The sequence below is a fragment of the Lysobacter sp. GQ73 genome (assembly GCF_059758755.1).
The window spans coordinates 1-19,128 of sequence record NZ_JCAXEE010000006.1; the positions used below are offsets into that span (position 1 = coordinate 1).

Below are 19,128 nucleotides of genomic sequence, written 5' to 3' on the forward strand. Positions count from 1 at the left end.
TGGTTACCCCATAACCGTCGGCCGTGATGGTGCCGGCGAGCGTGGTCGGGTTGCCGAGGCCGATGTTGAAGACGGCCGAGGTGAAGGTGCCGTTGAGCTGCGCGGTGCCGCAACCCGAAGTCGAGGCCGGGTCGGTACAGGTCACCGAAGGAGTCGTCGAGGAGGCGCGCAAACGCGTGTTGCCGAGGGCCGTCGATAGGGCGCCGCCGATCACCGTCCAGGTCGCGCCCCCGGTCGCGGTCAGGAAGGTCGTGCTGTTGCCGGCGCTGCCGCCGGTGCCGCCGAGGCGGGCGAAGTGGAAGCGCGGGTTCACTACCGGCCGGCTGAAATTGAAGGTCAGGGTGCCGGCTGCTTCCTGGCCGCCGCTGGCGACGGTGACCGCCGAGTTCGAGGGCGAGGGCGTCAGGAAATTGAAGGTGTTGGAAGTCAGGTTGATGCGCGGGTCGTAGGCGCCCGCCGGATTACCGTCGAACGCGTTCGCGCCGATGCTGGTCGAGGTGGTGCCCGGAGTGCCGCCGTTGGTCACCGCCGTCACCGTCAGCGCCGAGGCATAGCTGACGCGGTTCAAGGCGGTGTCGACGGCGCCGTTCTGCTCCGAGGCCGACACCGGCAGGCCGCTCAGGGCGACCAGTACGGCCGACCACCAGGCCAGTGTGCGAAGAACGGTGCCCGGGCGCCGGACCGGCAAGAACCTCGCGCCATCCTGGCCGGCAGCGAAAACGATGGCATGAGCGTGCTCGCCGAGCCGCTGGCGCGGTACGGTGTTTTGCTGACTTCGCATACGGTCCCCTGTAGGTCATCGCCGAAGCCGGCGCCGGTGGAACGAGCGCTGGCTCTCGCCATATGTGTGACTGAAGTCACACTGGCTGGCGCAAATTATCCGTATGGCGCGGCGATGTCAAAGCTTTCGTACGGTCTCTAAGCAAAAAAGCAATCGATGTGGGCCGAGAGGCGCACGCCGCGACCGCGCTATGGCGATTTCGCAGCGCGTCGGGTGGCAGCTCCTGTAGGAGCGGCGTGAGCCGCGACCACGGAACGGATAGAAGGCAACGCCGACGCCGCTCATCGAAGCCGCGTGCTTTCGCGAAGGTAGGAGCGAGGCAAGTCGCGACCGCGTCGTCTCCGGTTGCGGCGCTTCTGGCCGTAGCCTCTGTAGGAGCGGCGTGAGCCGCGACCCAGGGACGCGCGCAGGTGCCAAGCCCATCATCATTCGCCGAAGCGGCGTGTTATCGCCAGGGTAGGAGCGACGCAAGTCGCGACCGCGCCCTCTCCGGTTGCGACGCTTCTTGCCGCAGCGCGGTGAAGCAAGAGCAAAGCTTCCGCCCCCTAAAGGGTGCGGGTAACTTTCTTTTGTCCAAAGCAACAAAAGAAAGTCACCAAAGAAAAGTGCTTCTCCTTGCAAGTGCACAAGCCCGCACGATCGGTGCCGACGCAGGGATGCTCCAGACAGGCCATCCATGGCCTGCTTGCGCACGGCCCGCTTCCCTGCGGGCCGCCCTCCGGGTCTTCTGTTGACCGGCAAAGCGGCAAATCAAAGCAAATCAAAATCACGGCAACGGCAACGGCAACGCGTATCGGCCACTGTAGGAGCGGCGTAAGCCGCGACCACACAACCCGCACCCGCGCCGGCGGCCGCAGATTCGCGGTCGCGGCTTGCCCCGCTCCTACCCGGGCGAAAGCGCGCCGCTTCGATGGGCGGCGTCGGCCTCGTTGGTTCTGCGCGTTCCGTGGTCACGGCTTACGCCGCTCCTACAGGGGATGGCGTCGCCGCCCTCCGGTTTTGTTGTTTGGCTGTTGCTGTGCGTCGCCACGCACTCGCGAAGGCCAAAGAAGACCCGGAGGGCGACGCGCATGGATGCGCGTCGTTTTTCATCGGGACAGGGATGTCCCGTATGAAAAATCCCTGCGGAAGCATCGATCATGCGGGCCCTTGATTCAAAGAAAAGCACTTTTCTTTGGTTACCTTTCTTTTGTTGCTTTAGACAAAAGAAAGTAACCCGCCGCTTTAGTGGCGGAAGCTTTGGATTTGATCTTGGTCCTGATCTTGATCTTGATCGTCCATGAGAGATGCGCCGCAAGACCGCCACAGCGATGTCGCGGCTCGCGCCGCTCCTACCCTGCGAAAGCGCGCTGCTTCGATGGGCGACATCGGCCTTGGCGCCACTGCGCGTCCCGCGGTCGCGACTCACCTCGCTTCTACGGGGATACACCGAAGGCGACGCGAGATTGCGGCACTGTCGCGGCTTGCGCCGCTACCAGGCTGGCGACAGCGCCGGCCTCCGCGGCGATCAATGCGCCGCCGGCGTGACCTCGCGCGACCCGCGCCGCAGGGCAATGGTCTCCCAGCCCGCGACGATCGTCAGGATGGCGCTGGTCGACGCGCCGAGGATCAACGGCGACAAATGCAACGGCCCGCTTGCGAACGCCAGCGCGGCCAGCAGCAACAGGCCGGCGCAATGCGAGAACGGCGGAAAGGCGCGGGTGTTGGTCACCCATTTGAACCAGGCGCAACCGAGCAGGTACAAGGCCGGCCCGCCGATGATCGCGGCGACGCCGGCGGCGTCGGCGTGGTCGGGGTGAACCAGCACCAGCTCGTCGGCGACCGCGCACACCACGATGCCGCCGACGATCAGCAGGTGCAGATAGGTATAGGCGTTGCGGGCCTGGCGCGCCTGCCGGGTCTGGTCGGTCTGCTGCAGCATGCGGTGGGTCGCGCGTTCGGCGCCGCTATCGAAATAGATCCACCACATCGCCACGCTGCCGAGAAACGCGGCGCAGAACGCGGCGACGGTGGTCGGGTTCCAGTCGAGCTTGGCGAAGGTGGCGCCGGTGATCAGGATCGATTCGCCCAGGGCGATGATGATGAACAAGCCGCAGCGCTCGGACAGGTGCGCGCCCTCGACGTCCCAGTCCGACAGCGAGGAGCGGCCGAGGCCGGGCACGGGGAAATAGGTGATCGGGCCGAGGTATTCGATCGTCACCGCGGCCAGCCACCACAGGATCCGCGCTTCCGGATCGGCCAACCCGCCGAGCACCCAGAACACCGCCGAGATCGACATCCAGATCAGGATGCGCAGGAAATTGCGGAAATTGCCCGGGTTGCGCCCGCCGCGCAGCGCCCACAGCATGAACGCGGTGCGCCCGACCTGCATCGCCGCGAACGCCAGGCCGTAGGCGAGACCGCGTTCGCCGAAGGCCTGCGGCAGGGACGACGACAGCAGCAGGCCGCCGAACATCAGGGCGAAGATCATCACCCGCACGGGCACCTTGTCCGGGTCGAGCCAGTTGGTGACCCAGGAGGTGAAGATCCACAGCCACCACACGCCCAGGAACAGCAGGCCGGTGCGCAGCGCGCCGAGCGCGGTGAGGTCTTCGAGCAGAGCGTGGGACAACTGGGTGATCGCGAACACGAACACCAGGTCGAAGAACAGCTCGCTGAAGCCGACCTTGGCGTGGCCTTCGCGGTTGCGCAGCAGGGTGGTGCGGGCAGGAGTCATGGCGGCGTCTGCGGTTCGGCCGTGCAGCTTAGCCGTGCGAGAGCTTCCACCATAGCAGCAGCGCGACCGCGGCCGGCGCGCCGAACACCAGCAGGAAGATCGGCAGCTCCTCGGCCACGCTGTAACCGGCGCGCGACACGCCGATCCACAGGTTGACCGCCGCGCCGATGAACCACAGCGGCAGGAACAGCTTGAGTGCGGTCAGCATCGGCCTGGGGCCCGGGCCGCCGGACAGCCGCGCGGCCAGCAGGCATAACGCCAACAACGCCAGTCCACCGAGTATCACCATCAGCGTATGCATCGCATTCCCCCTGTGAGTGGCCGCGGCCGTGGCTGCGCGGGCGCAGGGCAGGCATCGGCCCATGATTGGCGGCGGCGCGTGCAGGCGAGGTGCACGCGCCGCGCCGGCATAGCTCAACGGGTGGTGTAGCCGCCGTTGGCGAAGATGGTCTGGCCGGTGATCCACCAGCCGTCGGTGACCAGGAACTTGACCAGCGGGGCGATGTCGCGGATCTCGGTCAGGCCGCTTGCGGTGCGGTTGCTCAGGGCCGCCGCGGTGGCGTGGTAGGCCGCCGACTCCCTGGACTCGGCCGGGTAGAAGAACGGCGTGTCCATCGGCCCCGGGCCGACCGCGTTGACCGAAATCCCGCGCTCGCCGAATTCCTTCGAGGCGGCGCGGGTGAAGTGTTCGATCGGCGCCTTGCTGCCCGGGTACACCGCATAGAACGGCGTGTACGCGGCCAGCAGCGAGCTGACGATAGTGCAGACGTTGCCGTCGTCGGCCAACTGCCTGCCGGCCTGCTGGATGAAGAAGAACGCAGCCTTGGCATTGACCGCGAACATGCGGTCGTACTCGTCCTCGGTCACCTCGACCAGCGGCTTCTTGATGACCATGCCGGTGGTGTTGATGGCGATGTCGAGTTTGCCGAAACGCGCCTTGGCCGCGTCGAACAGCTTTTCGACTTCCTCCGGCCGGGTCAGGTCGCCCTGATGGGCGAAGGCGTCGGCGCCGGCGGCGCGCACGGCGGCGACCGTGTCCTCGGCGGCGGCGCGGGTGGCGTCGCTGTTGTAGTGGACGGCGATGCCGGCGGCGCCGCCCTGGGCGAGCTCGCGCGAGATCAGGCCGCCGAGGTTCTTGGCGCCGCCGCCGATGACGACGGCCTTGCCGTGGAGGGAACGATCGGGCATAGGATGGAACTCCGTTGAGTGGGGGGCGGGGCGGGGATGCCGTCGCGGACGTTGACGCGAATGTGACCGGAGTCATGTTTAGCTCTCCCCACGCCCGTTGCGCTTCCACGATGTCCGAGCCGCTTTCAACATCTCCGCCAACCGTGGCGGCCGACGCCACTGCCCGCGGCGAAGCGGCCCTGGGCGCGGCCGCGGTGCGCGATTGGCTCGGCGCGCGCCGGCTTGCGTTCAATCGCGAGCTGACCCTGGCGCCCGGCCTGGAATTCGCCTTCGCCTCCGAGAGCATCGCCGAGCCGACCCAGTGGCGCCTGCAGCACGACCGCCACACCCTGATCGTCCATCTCGACGGAGCGATGCGGCGCCTGGACACACGGATCGAGGGCGCCGGGCGGATGCGCCTGCCGCCCGCAGCCGGCGACCTGTGGCTGATCCCGGCCGGCCGGCGCTACCAGGGCGAAGCGCTCGGCGGCGACATCGCCTACGCCGAGTTCACCATCGATCCGGCCCGCTTCGGCCCCTGCCGCGACGGCGCCGCCGCTCTCGCCGCGCGCATGAAGCAGCGCGATCCTTTCGTGCACGGCCTGGCCGCGCGCCTGGCCGGGCTCAGTGACCAGGGCGACGATCTGGCGGCGATGTTGCGCGAAGCGCTGGGCCAGGCGCTGGCGCTGCATCTGTTGCGCGAGTACGGCGCAAAGTCGGGCGGGCCAAGCGGGTCATGCGGGCCGGCCGCGTCGGCCGCGGCCGCGCCGCGCCTGCAGCCGGCGCAACGGCGACGCATCGAGGACTACATCCAGGCGCAACTGGACCAGCCGATCCGCCTGTCGGTGCTCGCCGGACTCGCCGGGCTCAGCGTGCACCGGCTGTTGATCGCGTTCCGCGCCGCCTTCGGCGCGACGCCGATCCAGTACGTACTCGGCGAACGCTTGCGCCGGGTGTGTCTGCGCCTGCGCGACAGCGACGAGGATATCGCCACCATTGCGCTGGAGACCGGTTTCGCCAGCCACAGCCATCTGTCGATGGCGTTCAAGAAGCGCTACGGCCTGTCCCCGCGCGACTACCGTCTGCAGTCGCGTCAGCTGGCCGGTTAGCTGGCTAAGCAACCCGCGCCGCGTCCGCCGGTCGCGGTCCGCGGCACCGACCCTGCCATCGGTCATGACGACGAAACGCCCATGGGCGTAGGCGCGGCGGCCGCTAGCATCGATCGCGTCGGGAAAGGCCAGGCGATCCGCGCCGCGCCGTCTTCCCTTCGCATGGGACTCATCGATGCTCACCATCCGCGATCTCACCAAGACCTATGCCAACGGCGTGCGCGCCCTGGACGGCATCTCGCTCGACATCCCGCGCGGCATGTTCGGCCTGCTCGGCCCGAACGGCGCCGGCAAGTCCTCGCTGATGCGTACCCTGGCGACCCTGCAGGAGGCCGACGCCGGCAGCGCCACTCTCGAAGGCGCCGACGGCCGCCCGATCGACGTGCTGCGCGACAAGGACGCAGTGCGGCGGCAGCTGGGCTATCTGCCGCAGGACTTCGGCGTGTACCCGAAGGTCAGCGCCGAGGACCTGCTCGAACATTTCGCCGTGCTGAAGGGCCTGACCCAACGCAAGCAGCGGCGCGAGGCGGTCGACGGCCTGCTGCACCAGGTCAACCTGTGGAACGCGCGCAAGCAGAAGCTCGGCACCTTTTCCGGCGGCATGCGCCAGCGCTTCGGCATCGCCCAGGCGCTGCTCGGCGATCCGCGCCTGGTGATCGTCGACGAGCCCACCGCCGGGCTCGACCCCGAGGAGCGCAACCGCTTCCTCAACCTGTTGGCCGAGATCGGCGAGAACGTCGCGGTCATCCTGTCGACCCACATCGTCGAAGACGTGACCGACCTGTGTCCGACCATGGCGATCGTCAACAAGGGCAAGGTCCTGCTGACCGGCGAGCCGAACGCGGCGATCGCCGCGCTGAGCGCGCAGGTCTGGCGCAAGCAGGTCACCAAGTCCAGCCTGGCCAGCTACGAAACCCGCTACCAGGTGCTGTCGACGCGCCTGGTCGCCGGCCAGCCGGTGATCCATGTGTTCAGCCAGGAGCGGCCGGAGGAGGGCTTCGAACCGGTCGCGCCGGGCCTGGAAGACGTGTATTTCCAGCAACTGCGCCAGAACGCGCGCGTCGCGGCTTGAGCGGGGCGCGCCGACGATGATCGCCGAATTCTTCCGTTTCGAGTTGCGCCAACAGCTGCGTGCGCCGCTGTTGTGGCTGATTTCCGTGTTGTTCGGACTGCTCGCCTTCGCGATGACCAGCTCCGACGCGGTGCAGATCGGCGGCGCCATCGGCAACGTCAATCGCAATGCGCCGTCGACCGTCATCACGGCGCTGAGCTATTTCAGCCTGCTCGGCCTGTTCGCCATCGCCAGCTTCGTCGCCGGCGCGCTGCTGCGCGACTTCGAGCTCGGCACCGCGGACCTGTTCTTCTCCAGCCCGATGCGCAAGCGCGACTTCCTGATCGGCCGCTTCTCCGCCGCCCTGGTCGCCTGCCTGCTGGTGTTCGCGATGGTCGCCGTCGGCCTGATGATCGCGCCGCTGATGCCGTGGATCGACCCCGAGCGGCTAGGGCCGTTCTCGCTGCTGCCCTACGTCTGGGGGCTGTGCGTGGTGGTGCTGCCGAACCTGTTGTTCATCGGCGCGTTGCTGGCCTTGCTCGCGGTGACCGCGCGCAACCTGCTGGTGGTCTACCTCGGGGTGATCGCGTTCTTCATCCTGTACCGCGTCGGCCGCGGCCTGGCCGCCGACCTCGACAACGAGTGGCTGGCGGTAATGATCGACCCGTTCGGCATCACCGCGTTGCGGCGCACCCTGCGCTACTGGTCCTCCAACGAACTCAATACCGCGATCCCGAGCCTCGATCGGTTCCTGCTGGCCAATCGCCTGGTCTGGAGTGGCATCGGCCTGGTCCTGGCGGCGACCGCGTTCGCCCTGTTCAAACCGCAGCGCACCGCCACCGGCAAGGGCTGGTTCCGGCGCAAGAAAACTTCCGCGCCGGCGGCGACGACGCCCTCGACCGTGGTCGCACCGCGGGCGCGGCCCGGGTTCGGCGCCGGCACCGCGGTCGTCCAGTTCCTGCACGCGCTGCGCTTCGACATCGTCGGCGTGCTCAAGAGCGTGCCGTTCCTGATCATGCTGGCGTTCGCGGTCGCCAACCTGCTCGGCAGCGCCGGCGCCATGCGCAGCCTGTTCGGCACCGAGACCTATCCGACCACCTCGGTGATGATCGGCGCGCTGCAGGACACCTTCGGCTTCATGGTCGTGTTCATCGTGATGTTCTACGCCGGGGACCTGGTGTTCAAGGAGCGCGGAGCCAAGCTCGCCGAGGTCACCGACGCCATGCCGGTGCCGAACTGGGTGCCGTTGCTGAGCAAGGTCGCGACCCTGGTGCTGGTGGTGCTGATCTTCCAGGCCGTCGGCAGCCTCGGCGCGATCGGCTACCAACTCGCCAAGGGCTATCGACAGCTCGAACCGCTGCTGTACCTCAAGGCCTTGTTGCTCGATTCGATCCCGTTCGTGCTGATGGGCGGTCTGGCCCTGGTGCTGCAGGTGCTGACCAACAACAAGTTCATCGGCTACGGCGCGCTGATCCTGGTGGTGATCCTGCAGACCGCGTTCGGCCTGCTGCACTTCGAGCACAACCTGTACAACTTCAGCCGCGCCCCCGAAGCGCCGTACTCGGACATGAACGGTTACGGCCAGTTCCTCGGCGCGCGCCTGTGGTTCCAGGCGTACTGGGGCTTGTTCGTCGCCGCCTTGCTGACCCTCGCCGCGGCGTTCTGGGTGCGCGGGGTATCGCCGAGCCTGCGCGGCCGCCTCGCCCTGGCGCGCAGCCGCCTGCGCGGCGGGCCCGGTCTGGCGCTGGCGGCGTTCGCACTGGCTTGGGTCGCCGCCGGCAGCTACATCTTCTGGAACACCAACCTGCTCAACCGCTACCTGCCCTCGGACGTGGCGATGGACGAGCAAGTGCGTTACGAGAAGGAGTACCGCAAGTACAAGGGCCTGGCCCAGCCGCGCATCCTCGCCGTCGAGGTCGACGTCGACCTGCGTCCGGAAACCCTGAGCGTGGCCAGCCGGGGCCGCTACCGCATCGTCAACCCGCATCCGCAGCCGATCGGCGAATTCCACCTCACGGTCGATCCGCAGCAGCGCATCACCGCGCTGGAATTCGGCGGTGCCCGGCTGAGCCACGACGACGAGCGCCTGGGCTATCGCATCTACAAGCTGGACCGGCCGATGCAGCCCGGCGAACAACGCGAATTGCGCTTCGCTCAGTCGTATGCGCAGCGCGGCTTCAGCAACGAGCCCGACAACAAGGCCATCGTCGCCAACGGCAGCTTCTTCAACTCCACGGCCTTCCCGCACTTCGGCTACAACGAGAACCGCCAGCTCGCCGACCGCAACGAGCGGCGCAAGCGCGGCGTCGCCGAAGTGCAGCGCATGGCCAAGCTGGAGGACCAGGCGGCGCGCGCCAACCACTACATCGGCGGCGATGCCGACTGGATCGACTTCAAGACCACGGTCTGCACCGCGCCCGACCAGATCGCGCTGGCCCCGGGGTATCTCAGGCGCGAATACCGCCGCGGCGGCCGCCGTTGCTTCGACTATGCGATGGACCGGCCGATGCTGCCGTTCTACGCCTACCTGTCGGCGAAGTGGCAGGTCAAGCGCGTCGAACACGGCGGCATTCCGGTCGAGGTCTACTACGACCCCAAGCACGCCTACAACGTCGACCGCATGATCGACGGGGTCAGGCAATCGCTGGACTACTTCCAGGCCGAGTTCACCCCCTACCAGCATCGCCAGGTCCGCATCATCGAGTTCCCCGGCTACGCCCGGTTCGCCCAGAGCTTCGCCAACACGATTCCGTTCTCCGAATCGATCGGCTTCATCGCCGACCTGCGCGACACCAGCGCGATCGACTACGTGTTCTACGTGACCGCGCACGAAGTCGCGCACCAGTGGTGGGCGCACCAGGTGATCGGCGCCGACCTGCAGGGTTCGACCATGCTGTCGGAATCGCTGTCGCAGTACTCGGCGCTGATGGTGATGGAGAAGGCCTACGGCCGCGCCAAGATGCGCCGCTTCCTCAAGTACGAGCTGGACAATTATCTGTCAGAGCGCGGCGCCGAGCGGGTCGAGGAACTGCCGCTGTACCGGGTCGAGAACCAGCCCTACGTGCATTACCGCAAGGGCTCGCTGGTGTTCTACCGCCTGCGCGAGGAGCTCGGCGAAGCCGCGGTCAACCGCGCGCTCAAACGCTTCCTGCAGGACAAGGCCTTCCAGCCGCCGCCTTACACCACCTCGGCCGAACTGCTCGACTACCTGCGCGCCGAGGCCAAGCCCGAGCAGCAGGCCCTGATCACCGACCTGTTCGAGAAGATCACCTTCTACGACAACCGCGTGGTCAGCGCGAGCAGTGTCAAGCGCGCCGACGGCAAGTACGAAGTGGCGATGCAGTTGCATGCCGGCAAGGTCTACGTCGACGGCAAAGGCAAGGAAAGCCCGGCCCGGCTCGACGACTGGATAGAGATCGGCGTCTTCGCGCGCGGCCCCTCGGGCGAGGAAGCCGACGAGAAACCTCTGCACCTGGAACGCCGCCGCATCACCGAAGGCGAATCGACCGTCAAGATCGTCGTCGACGAAGCGCCGTACGAGGTAGGGTTCGATCCGTACAACAAGTTGATCGACCGGGTCTCGGCGGACAACCGCCAGCGGTTGTAGGGGGCGAGGGCCCACGGCCGTTGCCATCGCTTCTGCCGTTGCCGTTGCCGTGCGTGGCTTGGCGCTAGCGAAGGCCCTAGAAGACCCGGAGGGCGGCCCGCAGGGATGCGGGCCGTTTTTCATCGGGACAGGGAGGTCCCGTATGTAGAGCCCCGCGTCGGCATCGAACACGCGGGCCCTTGATTCAAAACAAAGCACTTTTCTTTGGTTACCTTTCTTTTGTTGCTTATGACAAAAGAAAGTAATCCGCCGCTTTAGTGGCGGAAGCTTTGGGTTTGATCTTGATGTTGATCGATTAGGCGAAAGAGGCGTCGCAAGACCGTTACGACGATGTCGCGACTTGCGTCGCTCCTACCCTGGCGAAAGCATCGCGCTTCGACGAACGACGACGGCCTTGCCTTCTCTGCGTGTCCCGCGGTCGCGACTCACGTCGCTCCTACAGGTGATAGTTTCGTTGCGCTGCGCTGGTCGGACTTGATCTGGATCCTGATCTTTCTTGATCCATGCGCCGCAAAACGTCGCGGCGATGTCGCGGCTTGCGCCGCTCCTACCCTGCGAAGGCACGCCGCCTCGATGGGTGACATTGGCATTGTCGTTTCGGCGCGTCCCTTGGTCGCGGCTCGCGCCGCTCCTGCCCTGGCGGAAACACGCCGCTTCGACGGACGACGACGGCCTTGTTGCTTCTGCGCGTCCCGTGTCGCGACTCACCTCGCTCCTGCAAAGGCGAGTCTCCGCAATGCAACTTCGGGTTATCGATCCGGGCGAATGCAACCCAAAGTGGATGCGCGCCGCGGCCTGGCGCGAGCAGCACCCGACGGCAACTCCCGACCTCCGCGCGGCCCCGCAAGGCCACCCCGGCGCTCCAGGCCGCCCCGTCCATCCCAAACCCACCCAGGCCGGGCCCTTGACCCCACCATGACCGCCCCCTGACGCGCGCCCGCCGCCGCGGCTGGCGGTTTCGCGGGGTTTCGCGTAGAGTTCGCCCCGTTCAGCGCACGGCTGCCTCCCCGCAAGGGTACGTTTCCCAGGTTGCCTGTCGCCCCGCACCGAGTTCTCGGATTCGCCGGCGCGACTATTTATCCCGCACGTCTTTCGTAGCGCAGACACGGCCCGGAGCATCCGGCGCCGTCAAATCAGATACTCGCAGCGCGGTTCAAGGGAACGCTGGGGTCATCACGCGATCGTCTCGATCGTGCGCCCGTTTCGACGGGCGCCGGGCGAGGCCGCATCGCGAACCACTGGAGTTCCAACATGACGTTTGAATCGCTTGGGCTTGCGCCCGCGTTGCTGCGCGCGCTTTCCGAACAGAACTACACCACCCCGACGCCGATCCAGAGCGAGGCGATCCCGCTCGCGCTGGCCGGCCACGACCTGCTCGGCGGCGCCCAGACCGGTACCGGCAAGACCGCTGCGTTCGGCCTGCCGCTGCTGCACCGCCTCGCCACCACCCAGGGCAACACCCAGCGCAAGCCGCGCGTGCTGATCCTCGCCCCGACGCGCGAACTCGCGCTGCAGGTCAGCGACAGCCTGCGCGGTTACGCCAAGTACCTGCGCCTGAACATCCACGCCATCTTCGGCGGCGCCGGCATGGGCCCGCAGCTCGATGCGCTGCGCCGCGGCGTCGACGTGCTCGTCGCCACCCCGGGCCGCCTGATCGACCACCTCGAGCGCGGCAGCGCCAAGCTCGACGGCGTCGAGATGCTGATCATGGACGAAGCCGACCGCATGCTCGACATGGGCTTCCTGCCGGCGATCAAGCGCATCCTCGGCCGCCTGCCGCAGTCGCGCCAGACCCTGCTGTTCTCGGCCACGTTCGAAACCCAGATCAAGCAGCTTGCGCTGGAGTTCATGCGCAATCCGCAGCAGGTGCAGATCGCCGCCAACAGCCTGGTCGCCGATGCCATCACCCACCGCGTGCACCCGGTCGACGGCGGCCGCAAGCGCGACCTGCTGATCGACATCCTGGCCAAGCGCCCGAACGACCAGGTGATCGTGTTCGGCCGCACCAAGCACGGTTGCAACCGCCTGGCCGAGCAGTTGGAAGAAGCCGGCCTGAAGTCGGTCGCGATCCACGGCAACAAGAGCCAGGCCCAGCGCCAGAAAGCCCTGCGCGATTTCAAGGCGAACAAGGCCCGCGTGCTGGTCGCCACCGACGTCGCCGCGCGCGGTCTGGACATCCCGAGCCTGCCGCTGGTGATCAATTTCGACCTGCCGATGGTCGCCGAAGACTACGTGCACCGCATCGGCCGCACCGGCCGCAACGGCGCCACCGGCGAAGCGCTGTCGTTGGTCTCGCCGGACGAAGGCGGCCTGCTGCGCCAGATCCAGCGCATCCTCAAGGACGACATCGAAATGGTGACGGTGCCCGGCTACGAGCCGTCGCGTCCGATCCGCATGGGTTCGGATGCACCGGGCGCGCGCAGCCCAGGCGGCAATCGCGGCAACAATGGACCGCGCAAGCCGGCGCATCGTCCGCACGGCAAGCCGGCCCCGCGCCATGCGCATGCCGGTCCGAAGCAGCACCGCGGCGGCGCAGGCGCGCAGCCCGGCCAGCGTCGCGACCGCAGCGTCGGTTGATCGATCCGCCACGCGGTTCGTCGCATCGTTGAATCGAAAGGGCCGGCATTGCCGGCCCTTTCTTTTTTGCGTCCGCTCGGCGGCCATGCGTCGCGACAGGCGCGCCTCGAATGCGTGCCGGCGGTTGGCGGCCGATCGGTGCGCGGAGACGCGCGATGACGTCGTCGTTCGGCTGCGTCGCGACGAAGCGGGTGCGCAGTGCGATTTGAGCGGCGCGCCGGAGTGGCGGGCGGCGACCAGCGTCGCCGGCCGGAATCCGTCGCGCTCAGACTTCGCCGAAGCGGGTCGCTTCGCGGCGGTCGCGGCCGTTTTCCTTGGCGCGGTACAGGGCCGAGTCGGCGCCGTCGAACACGGTGCGGGCATGGGTGTGGACGCCGGGCACGCAGGTGTACAGGCCGATGCTGAGGCTGACGCGTTGGTCGGCATGGCCTTCGCCGTAGCGGGCGTCGAGCTTGCGCATGTCCTCGAGGATGCCGTCGGCGACGCGCGCGGCGCCTTCGACGTGGGTGTCGGGCAGGATCACCGCGAATTCGTCGCCGCCGAAACGCGCGGCCAGATCGCGCGGGCGGCGCGCGTGCGAGCCGATGATCTCGGCGATCTGGCGCAGCAGCTTGTCGCCGGCGCGGTGGCCTTCGGAGTCGTTGTAGGCCTTGAAGAAGTCGACGTCGATCAGGGCCAGCGACAGCGGCGCACGGGTGCGCCGGGCGCTCGCCAGTTCGCGCTGCAGCACGTGGTCGAAGCGGCGGCGGTTGCCGAGCCGGGTCAGGGTGTCGAGGTTGGCTTCGCGGCGCCAGTGGCGCAGGTGGGCGATCATCCACAGCAGATAGGCCAGCGCGATCATCGCGATGGTGGTCGCCGGGGCGAACCAGACATTGCCCAGGCGCAGCAGGGCGACGCTGCCGAGCGCGGTCGCCAGCGCGGCCACGCCGGTGACCAGCAGCGGCCGCTGGAAGCGCGGATGCAGCATCAACAGCACCACCGCGAACAGCATGGTCGCGGCGAGCAGCGCCTGCCACAGCGGCCGCATCGGCACGATGGTGCGATCGTGCAGCAGCATCTCGATGACGTTGGCCTGGTACTCGGCGCCGTCCATGCGGGCCACGTCGGACATCGGGGTGAGATAGCTGGGGGCCAGGCCGGTCGCGGTCACGCCGACCACGACCCAGCGGCCGCGCAGCAGTTCGGCCGGCACCTCGCCGTCGAGCACGTCCGAATACGAGACCTGGGCGAAGGTGCCCGGCGGCCCGGCGAAGCGGATCCTTACGCGGTGGTCGCGGGTCTGCTGATACGGCGAACCCTGCACCGAGGCGGGCCGGCGCAGGCCCGGCAGCGGTTGCGGCACGACGTTCGGTTCCAGCCCGATCAGGGCCAGGCCGAGCGCCGACCAGCGCGATTCGCCGAGACCGGCCTGCAGGTACATCTCGCGGGCGGTGCCTTCGGAGTCGAGCTCGATGTCGGTGTGGCCGAGGGTGGTCGCGGCGGTCGCGATCAGCGGCGTCGGCAACACTTCTACCAGCGGCCCGTTCTGGCGCAGCGGCGCGGTGGTCACCGGCAGGGCGACCCGGCCGACCCGGCGCATCGATGCGGCCAGCGCGGCGTCGTGGCCGTCGCCGGTGCGGTCGGGTTCGGCCAGCACCAGGTCGAGGGCGATGCCGCGCACGCCGGCATAGCCCAGCCGGTCGAGCATCTGCGCATGGATGTCGCGCGGCCACGGCCACTGCCCCAGTTCGTTGAGGCTGCGGTCGTCGATGGCGACGATGACCACGTCGTCGTCGGGCGCATAGCCCCAGTTCGACAGGTGCAGGTCGTAGAAGACCTCGTCCAGGCGCGAGGCCGCGCCGGTGACGGTCAACAGCGCGGCCAGGCCGGCGGCGAGCAGGGCGGCGCCGCCTCGTAACAGCCTGGACCGGGCCGTTGGGCTCATAAGGTCAGCAGCAGCAACAAGGCACCGGCGGCGCCGGCCCCGTAGCACAGGCGGCAGGGCAGGCGGATTTCCTGCGGCGGGCCGTAGGGCGCGGCGTAGCCGTCGTCCTCGATGGTCTGCACGCGCACGTGCCAGGTGCCGCCGCCGGGACGCTTGAGTTCGATCTGCGGCACGTCCACCACCTCTTCCAACAGCAGCTTGGAGAAATCCCGTTCGCGCGCGATCTGCACGCGATAGCGCTGGCCCGGCTCGCCCTTCTGCCAGCGCAGGGTCAGCATACCCTTCGCCGCCTGCGGCGCCTCCAGGCCGGGATCGACCGGCGCATCGCTGATCTCGAACGGCAGGACATTGCCGTAGCGACCGGCATGGCCATTGCCGTCGCGCGAGGCCACGCGCCAATAGTACTTGCCCGGCGCGAGCGATTCGGACGGGCGGAAGCGCTGGCCGGCGACCTCGGTGTCGATCACCGGCTGGGCGAACTGTTCGTCGCCGGCGACCTGCAGGCGGGTGCGCTCGGCGCCCTCGGCGCGGGTCCATTCGAAGCGCGGGCGCGGCAGGTTGAGCCGTTGCCCGTCGAGCGGGCTGATGGTCAGCGGCGGCGCCGGCTGGTCGTTGACGGTGAAGACCCGGCTGCTGTCGCGCCCGCCGAGGCCGTTGGCGGCCACCGCGCGCACCTGCACGCGCTGGCGGCCGGCCGGCAGGTCGTCAATGCGCAGGCGGGTGTCGGAGGTTCGGGCCTCGAACAGCAATACTTCGGGCGCGTCGTCGCGCACCACTTCGACCCGGTACGCGACCGCGCCGTCGACCGGCGCCCAGGCGAGGGTCGCGGGCAGTTGTTCGAGCGACTCTGCGCTCAGGGCCGGTGCCGGCAGCAACCGGATCGGCGCCGACGGCGCGGCGCCGGCCGCGGCGAGCGTGCCGAAGCCCGGGTCGAGCATCACCTGGGTGCGCTGGTTGCCGACCGCGACCTTGCCTTCCAGCACTTCGGTCGCGTCGGGCGCGCCCTCGTCGCCGGCGCTGACCCGGAAGTGGGTGCCGCGCACGCTGGAGGTCGCCGACGGGGTGTCGATGATGTAGCGCGAAGCCGGACCCTTGGCCGGGTTCACCCGGTTCAAGGTGCGGCCGCGCTGCAGGCGCATGCGCGTATCGACCATGCCGGTGCTGCCGTAGCTGCTGAGCTCGTCGAAGGAGATGCGGCTGTTGTCCTGGATCATCAGCCGCGAGCCGTCCGCGAACTCGAGCGTGGCGCTGGCGCCGGGGCCGGTTTCGACCCGGCTGCCGATGCCGATGCGCATGCCTTCGACCACCAAGGCGGCCGTGGCTTTCTCCGAGGTCAGCAGGCTGACCGCGCCGCGCACGGCGATGACCCGCGCCTTGGCCGGTTCGATCCGCAGCCAGCCGACCGGGAACAACATGCGCGTACCCGGCGGCAGGTGATAGGGGTCGGCGATGCGGTTGTGTTCCTGCAGGCGGCGCCAGTTGATGCCGTTCTTGAGGTGCTTGGCGCCGAGGTCCCACAGGGTGTCGCCGGGACGCACGCGATAGCTCCAGTCCTGCGCCTGGGCCAGGCCGGTGCAGGCGAACAGCAGCACGACCGACAGCGCGGCGAAACGACGGCGGATGAAGGCCAGGGCGGCAAGGCGGCGCGGCGCGGCGCGCGCGACGGCGGCGAAGGATTGGGGCGCTGGAATGAGGGACATCCGTATTCCGAGGCTGGGTGGGACAGCGGGCACCGTGGACGGCGAGGTACAGCAACCGCTAATTATGCGGCCTCAGTCACACTTTTTCTGCTGTCGACCGGTTCGACCGGCGCTGCCGCCCCGGCCGGGGAACCGGCCCGGGCGGGCGCTGCCGCCGGCCACTCGCGGGACGCCGGGGGACCTGGGCGAAGGCGGCCGGCATGCAGGCGGGCCCTGCAGGGGCTGGGCCGGTGAGGGCGGGACAGGGGGCGGCAGGCGATGCGATCCAGGTGGGCCGGTCCTCATCCTGCCCGAAACCCGGTCGGCGGGGAAAGCCGCGCCGGGGCCGTGCAGATGAACAGAAACCCAGTGAGTCAAAAAGCACATTAGCGCCGTGCGGCGCCGTGCGGCGGCGTCGCGCGGGTAGCGCAGACCGTCGCCGGTGCCGGTCGAGTCATGGCCGCACCGCCGGGCAGCGGGGCCGCAAGCTGCGGACCCGCCTGGTTCAAGCCTGCTCGATCAACCTTGCTGGATCAACCTTGCTTCGACTGGATCCAGCGATCGATCTTGCGGTCGAGCACGTCCAGCGGCACCGAGCCGTCCTTCAGCACTTCGGCGTGGAACTCGCGTATGTCGAAGCGCGCGCCGAGCCGGCTCTGGGCGCGCTTGCGCAGTTCCATGATCTTGAGCTCGCCGATCTTGTAGGCCAGGGCCTGGCCGGGAATGGCCATGTAGCGCTCGGCTTCGGCGGTGGCCTGGGTTTCGCTCTCGGCCGAGTTCTCGAGCATGTAGGCGATCACCTGCTCGCGGGTCCAGCCCTTGCTGTGCAGGCCGGTGTCGACGACCAGGCGGATCGCGCGCCACAACTCGTTCTGCAGATAGCCGAAGTAGTCGTAGGGCGTGGCGTACACGCCGAGTTCCTTGCCGAGCGATTCGGCGTACAGGCCCCAGCCTTCGCTGAAGGCGGTCTCGCCGCCGAAGCGACGGAACTTCGGCAGGCCGGTCAGTTCCTGCTGCAGGGCGAGCTGGAAGTGATGGCCGGGGATGGCCTCGTGCAGGAACAGGTCTTCGGCGTCCCAGGTCTTGCGGGTCGGCAGGTCGTAGGTGTTGACGTAGAAGATGCCCGGGCGGGTGCCGTCCTCGCTCGGACGCATGTAGGAGCCGCCGGCCGCGGACTGGGCGCGGAAGGCTTCGACCGGGCGGATCTCGAACGGCGCCTTCGGGGTCAGCGAGAACAACTGCGGAATCTGCTTGCCGATGCGCGCTTCCAGGCCGCGGTAATGGGCGAGCAGGGCCGGCTCGTCCTTGAAGGTGAAACGCGGGTCGGTCTGCATGAACTTGAAGAAGTCCTGCAGCGAGCCCTGGAACTTCACCTCGCTGCGGATCTTGCCGATCTCGCCGTGGATGCGCGCGACTTCGTCCAGGCCGATCTGGTGGATCTCGGCCGGGGTCATCGTGGTGGTGGTCGAGCGGCGCGCGTTGAACGCGTACCAGGCCTCGCCGCCGGGCAGGGCGCCGAGCCCGGCGCTGTCGCGCGCGTGCGGCAGGTAGTCGTTGGCGATGTAGTCGCGCAGGCGCCGGTAGGCCGGCATCAGCTCGGTCTCGATCATCCGCCGGTAGTCCGCGCTCAGGCGCGCCTTGTCGGCCTCGGAGATGCCGGCCGGCCATTCGCTCACCGGCTTCCAGAACAAGGTCGCGGTGGGGTCGTCCTTGATCAGCGCATCCAGTTGCGGCAGCACCTTGGTCATCAGCGCTTTCGGCTGCACCACGCCGCGCTTGACGCCTTCGCGGCTGTTGGCGATGAGCTGGTCGAACACCGCCGGCACCTTGGCCGCGCGCTTGCGCCAGGCGTCGTAGTCGGCGGCGGTCTTGAACGGCTGCGAGCCGGTGCCGGAGCCGAGCTGGGCGATGCTGGCGGCGAAGTTGTAGAACTGGTTGACCGGCTGCAGCCAGCCCGGATGACGGTCCGATTCCAGGTTGATCTTCATTTCGCGCACGAAGATCTCGTAGCTCAGCAGGTCCTGGTCGGACAGGCCCTGCGAGCCGACCGACTCGATGGTCTTGAGCCAGCGCTCGGAGAACTCACGCGAGCGCTTGCGGAACTCGGCGCTGAGGAAGTTCGGCAACTGGTCGTTGTAGCGGGTGTCGCCCTGGGCGGTGGCGCGCAGCGGGTTGAGCTGGAGGTTTTCTTCCCAGTACTGCTCGTACAGGCGGTTGAGCTTTTCGCCCTTGGTCTGCACGGTGAGCTTGGGTGCGGCGGCCGGAGCGGCAGGCGCAGCCGCGGACGAGTCCGCAGCGGCGGCCGCGGGCAGGGCGAGGCACAGCGCCGCGGCGAGCGCGGCGGACAAAGCGAGGCGGACCGGGCGCGGGCCCGGACGGCGGAACGGAGGCGGGGTCATGTCTTGGCCGATGCGGACGGACCCGCAGGCTCTCGCGCATGCCTTGCCGGGGCATGAGCCGAAGGTCATGCGCGGGGTCATGCGCGAGCGCGGCAGCGCCCGCGCAGCCCTCGGCAGC

The 19,128-nt window shown here is 68.4% G+C and carries 11 protein-coding genes; 4 read left to right on the forward strand and 7 right to left on the reverse strand.

Going from position 1 to position 19,128, the window contains the following annotated elements:
* The 4 genes from AC6CH2_RS16650 to AC6CH2_RS16665 all read right to left on the reverse strand — a co-directional run.
* A partial coding sequence (locus AC6CH2_RS16650; protein ID WP_498270183.1) for a hypothetical protein occupies positions 1-781 on the reverse strand: 781 nt, incomplete at its 3' end.
* A gap of 1,507 nt (positions 782-2,288) precedes the next feature.
* Positions 2,289-3,497: a low temperature requirement protein A gene (locus AC6CH2_RS16655; RefSeq protein WP_498270184.1), complete on the reverse strand. Its 1,209-nt coding sequence runs from the start codon at positions 3,495-3,497 to the stop codon at positions 2,289-2,291.
* A gap of 28 nt (positions 3,498-3,525) precedes the next feature.
* Positions 3,526-3,798, reverse strand: coding sequence for a hypothetical protein (locus tag AC6CH2_RS16660; protein ID WP_498270185.1), 273 nt, complete (start codon positions 3,796-3,798; stop codon positions 3,526-3,528).
* A gap of 113 nt (positions 3,799-3,911) precedes the next feature.
* The gene (locus AC6CH2_RS16665) at positions 3,912-4,685 is read right to left on the reverse strand and encodes an SDR family oxidoreductase (protein WP_498270186.1); all 774 of its coding nucleotides are present in this window, start codon (positions 4,683-4,685) and stop codon (positions 3,912-3,914) included.
* Between the two features lie 110 nt (positions 4,686-4,795).
* Between AC6CH2_RS16665 and AC6CH2_RS16670 the strand changes: the two genes are divergently transcribed.
* From AC6CH2_RS16670 to AC6CH2_RS16685, 4 genes are all read left to right on the forward strand, one after another.
* Entirely contained in the window at positions 4,796-5,773 is a 978-nt protein-coding gene (locus AC6CH2_RS16670; protein WP_498270187.1) for a helix-turn-helix domain-containing protein, read from the forward strand.
* A gap of 175 nt (positions 5,774-5,948) precedes the next feature.
* On the forward strand, positions 5,949-6,845 hold the full coding sequence (locus AC6CH2_RS16675) for an ABC transporter ATP-binding protein (RefSeq protein ID WP_498270188.1): 897 nt from the start codon (positions 5,949-5,951) through the stop codon (positions 6,843-6,845).
* A gap of 16 nt (positions 6,846-6,861) precedes the next feature.
* Complete coding sequence (locus tag AC6CH2_RS16680; protein ID WP_498270189.1) at positions 6,862-10,431, forward strand: ABC transporter permease/M1 family aminopeptidase; 3,570 nt, start codon at positions 6,862-6,864, stop codon at positions 10,429-10,431.
* Positions 10,432-11,682: 1,251 nt separating this feature from the next.
* On the forward strand, positions 11,683-13,008 hold the full coding sequence (locus AC6CH2_RS16685) for a DEAD/DEAH box helicase (RefSeq protein WP_435395896.1): 1,326 nt from the start codon (positions 11,683-11,685) through the stop codon (positions 13,006-13,008).
* Positions 13,009-13,273: 265 nt separating this feature from the next.
* Here the strand turns inward: AC6CH2_RS16685 and AC6CH2_RS16690 are convergent, their stop codons facing one another.
* From AC6CH2_RS16690 to AC6CH2_RS16700, 3 genes are all read right to left on the reverse strand, one after another.
* On the reverse strand, positions 13,274-14,932 hold the full coding sequence (locus tag AC6CH2_RS16690) for a CHASE2 domain-containing protein (RefSeq protein ID WP_498270190.1): 1,659 nt from the start codon (positions 14,930-14,932) through the stop codon (positions 13,274-13,276).
* Positions 14,929-16,632 (reverse strand): FecR family protein, encoded by a 1,704-nt coding sequence (locus AC6CH2_RS16695; protein ID WP_498270191.1) that lies wholly within the window; start codon positions 16,630-16,632, stop codon positions 14,929-14,931. The genes AC6CH2_RS16690 and AC6CH2_RS16695 overlap by 4 nt, the downstream gene beginning before the upstream one ends.
* 512 nt (positions 16,633-17,144) lie before the next feature.
* Positions 17,145-19,010, reverse strand: coding sequence for a DUF885 domain-containing protein (locus tag AC6CH2_RS16700; RefSeq protein ID WP_498270192.1), 1,866 nt, complete (start codon positions 19,008-19,010; stop codon positions 17,145-17,147).
* Positions 19,011-19,128 lie beyond the last annotated feature (118 nt).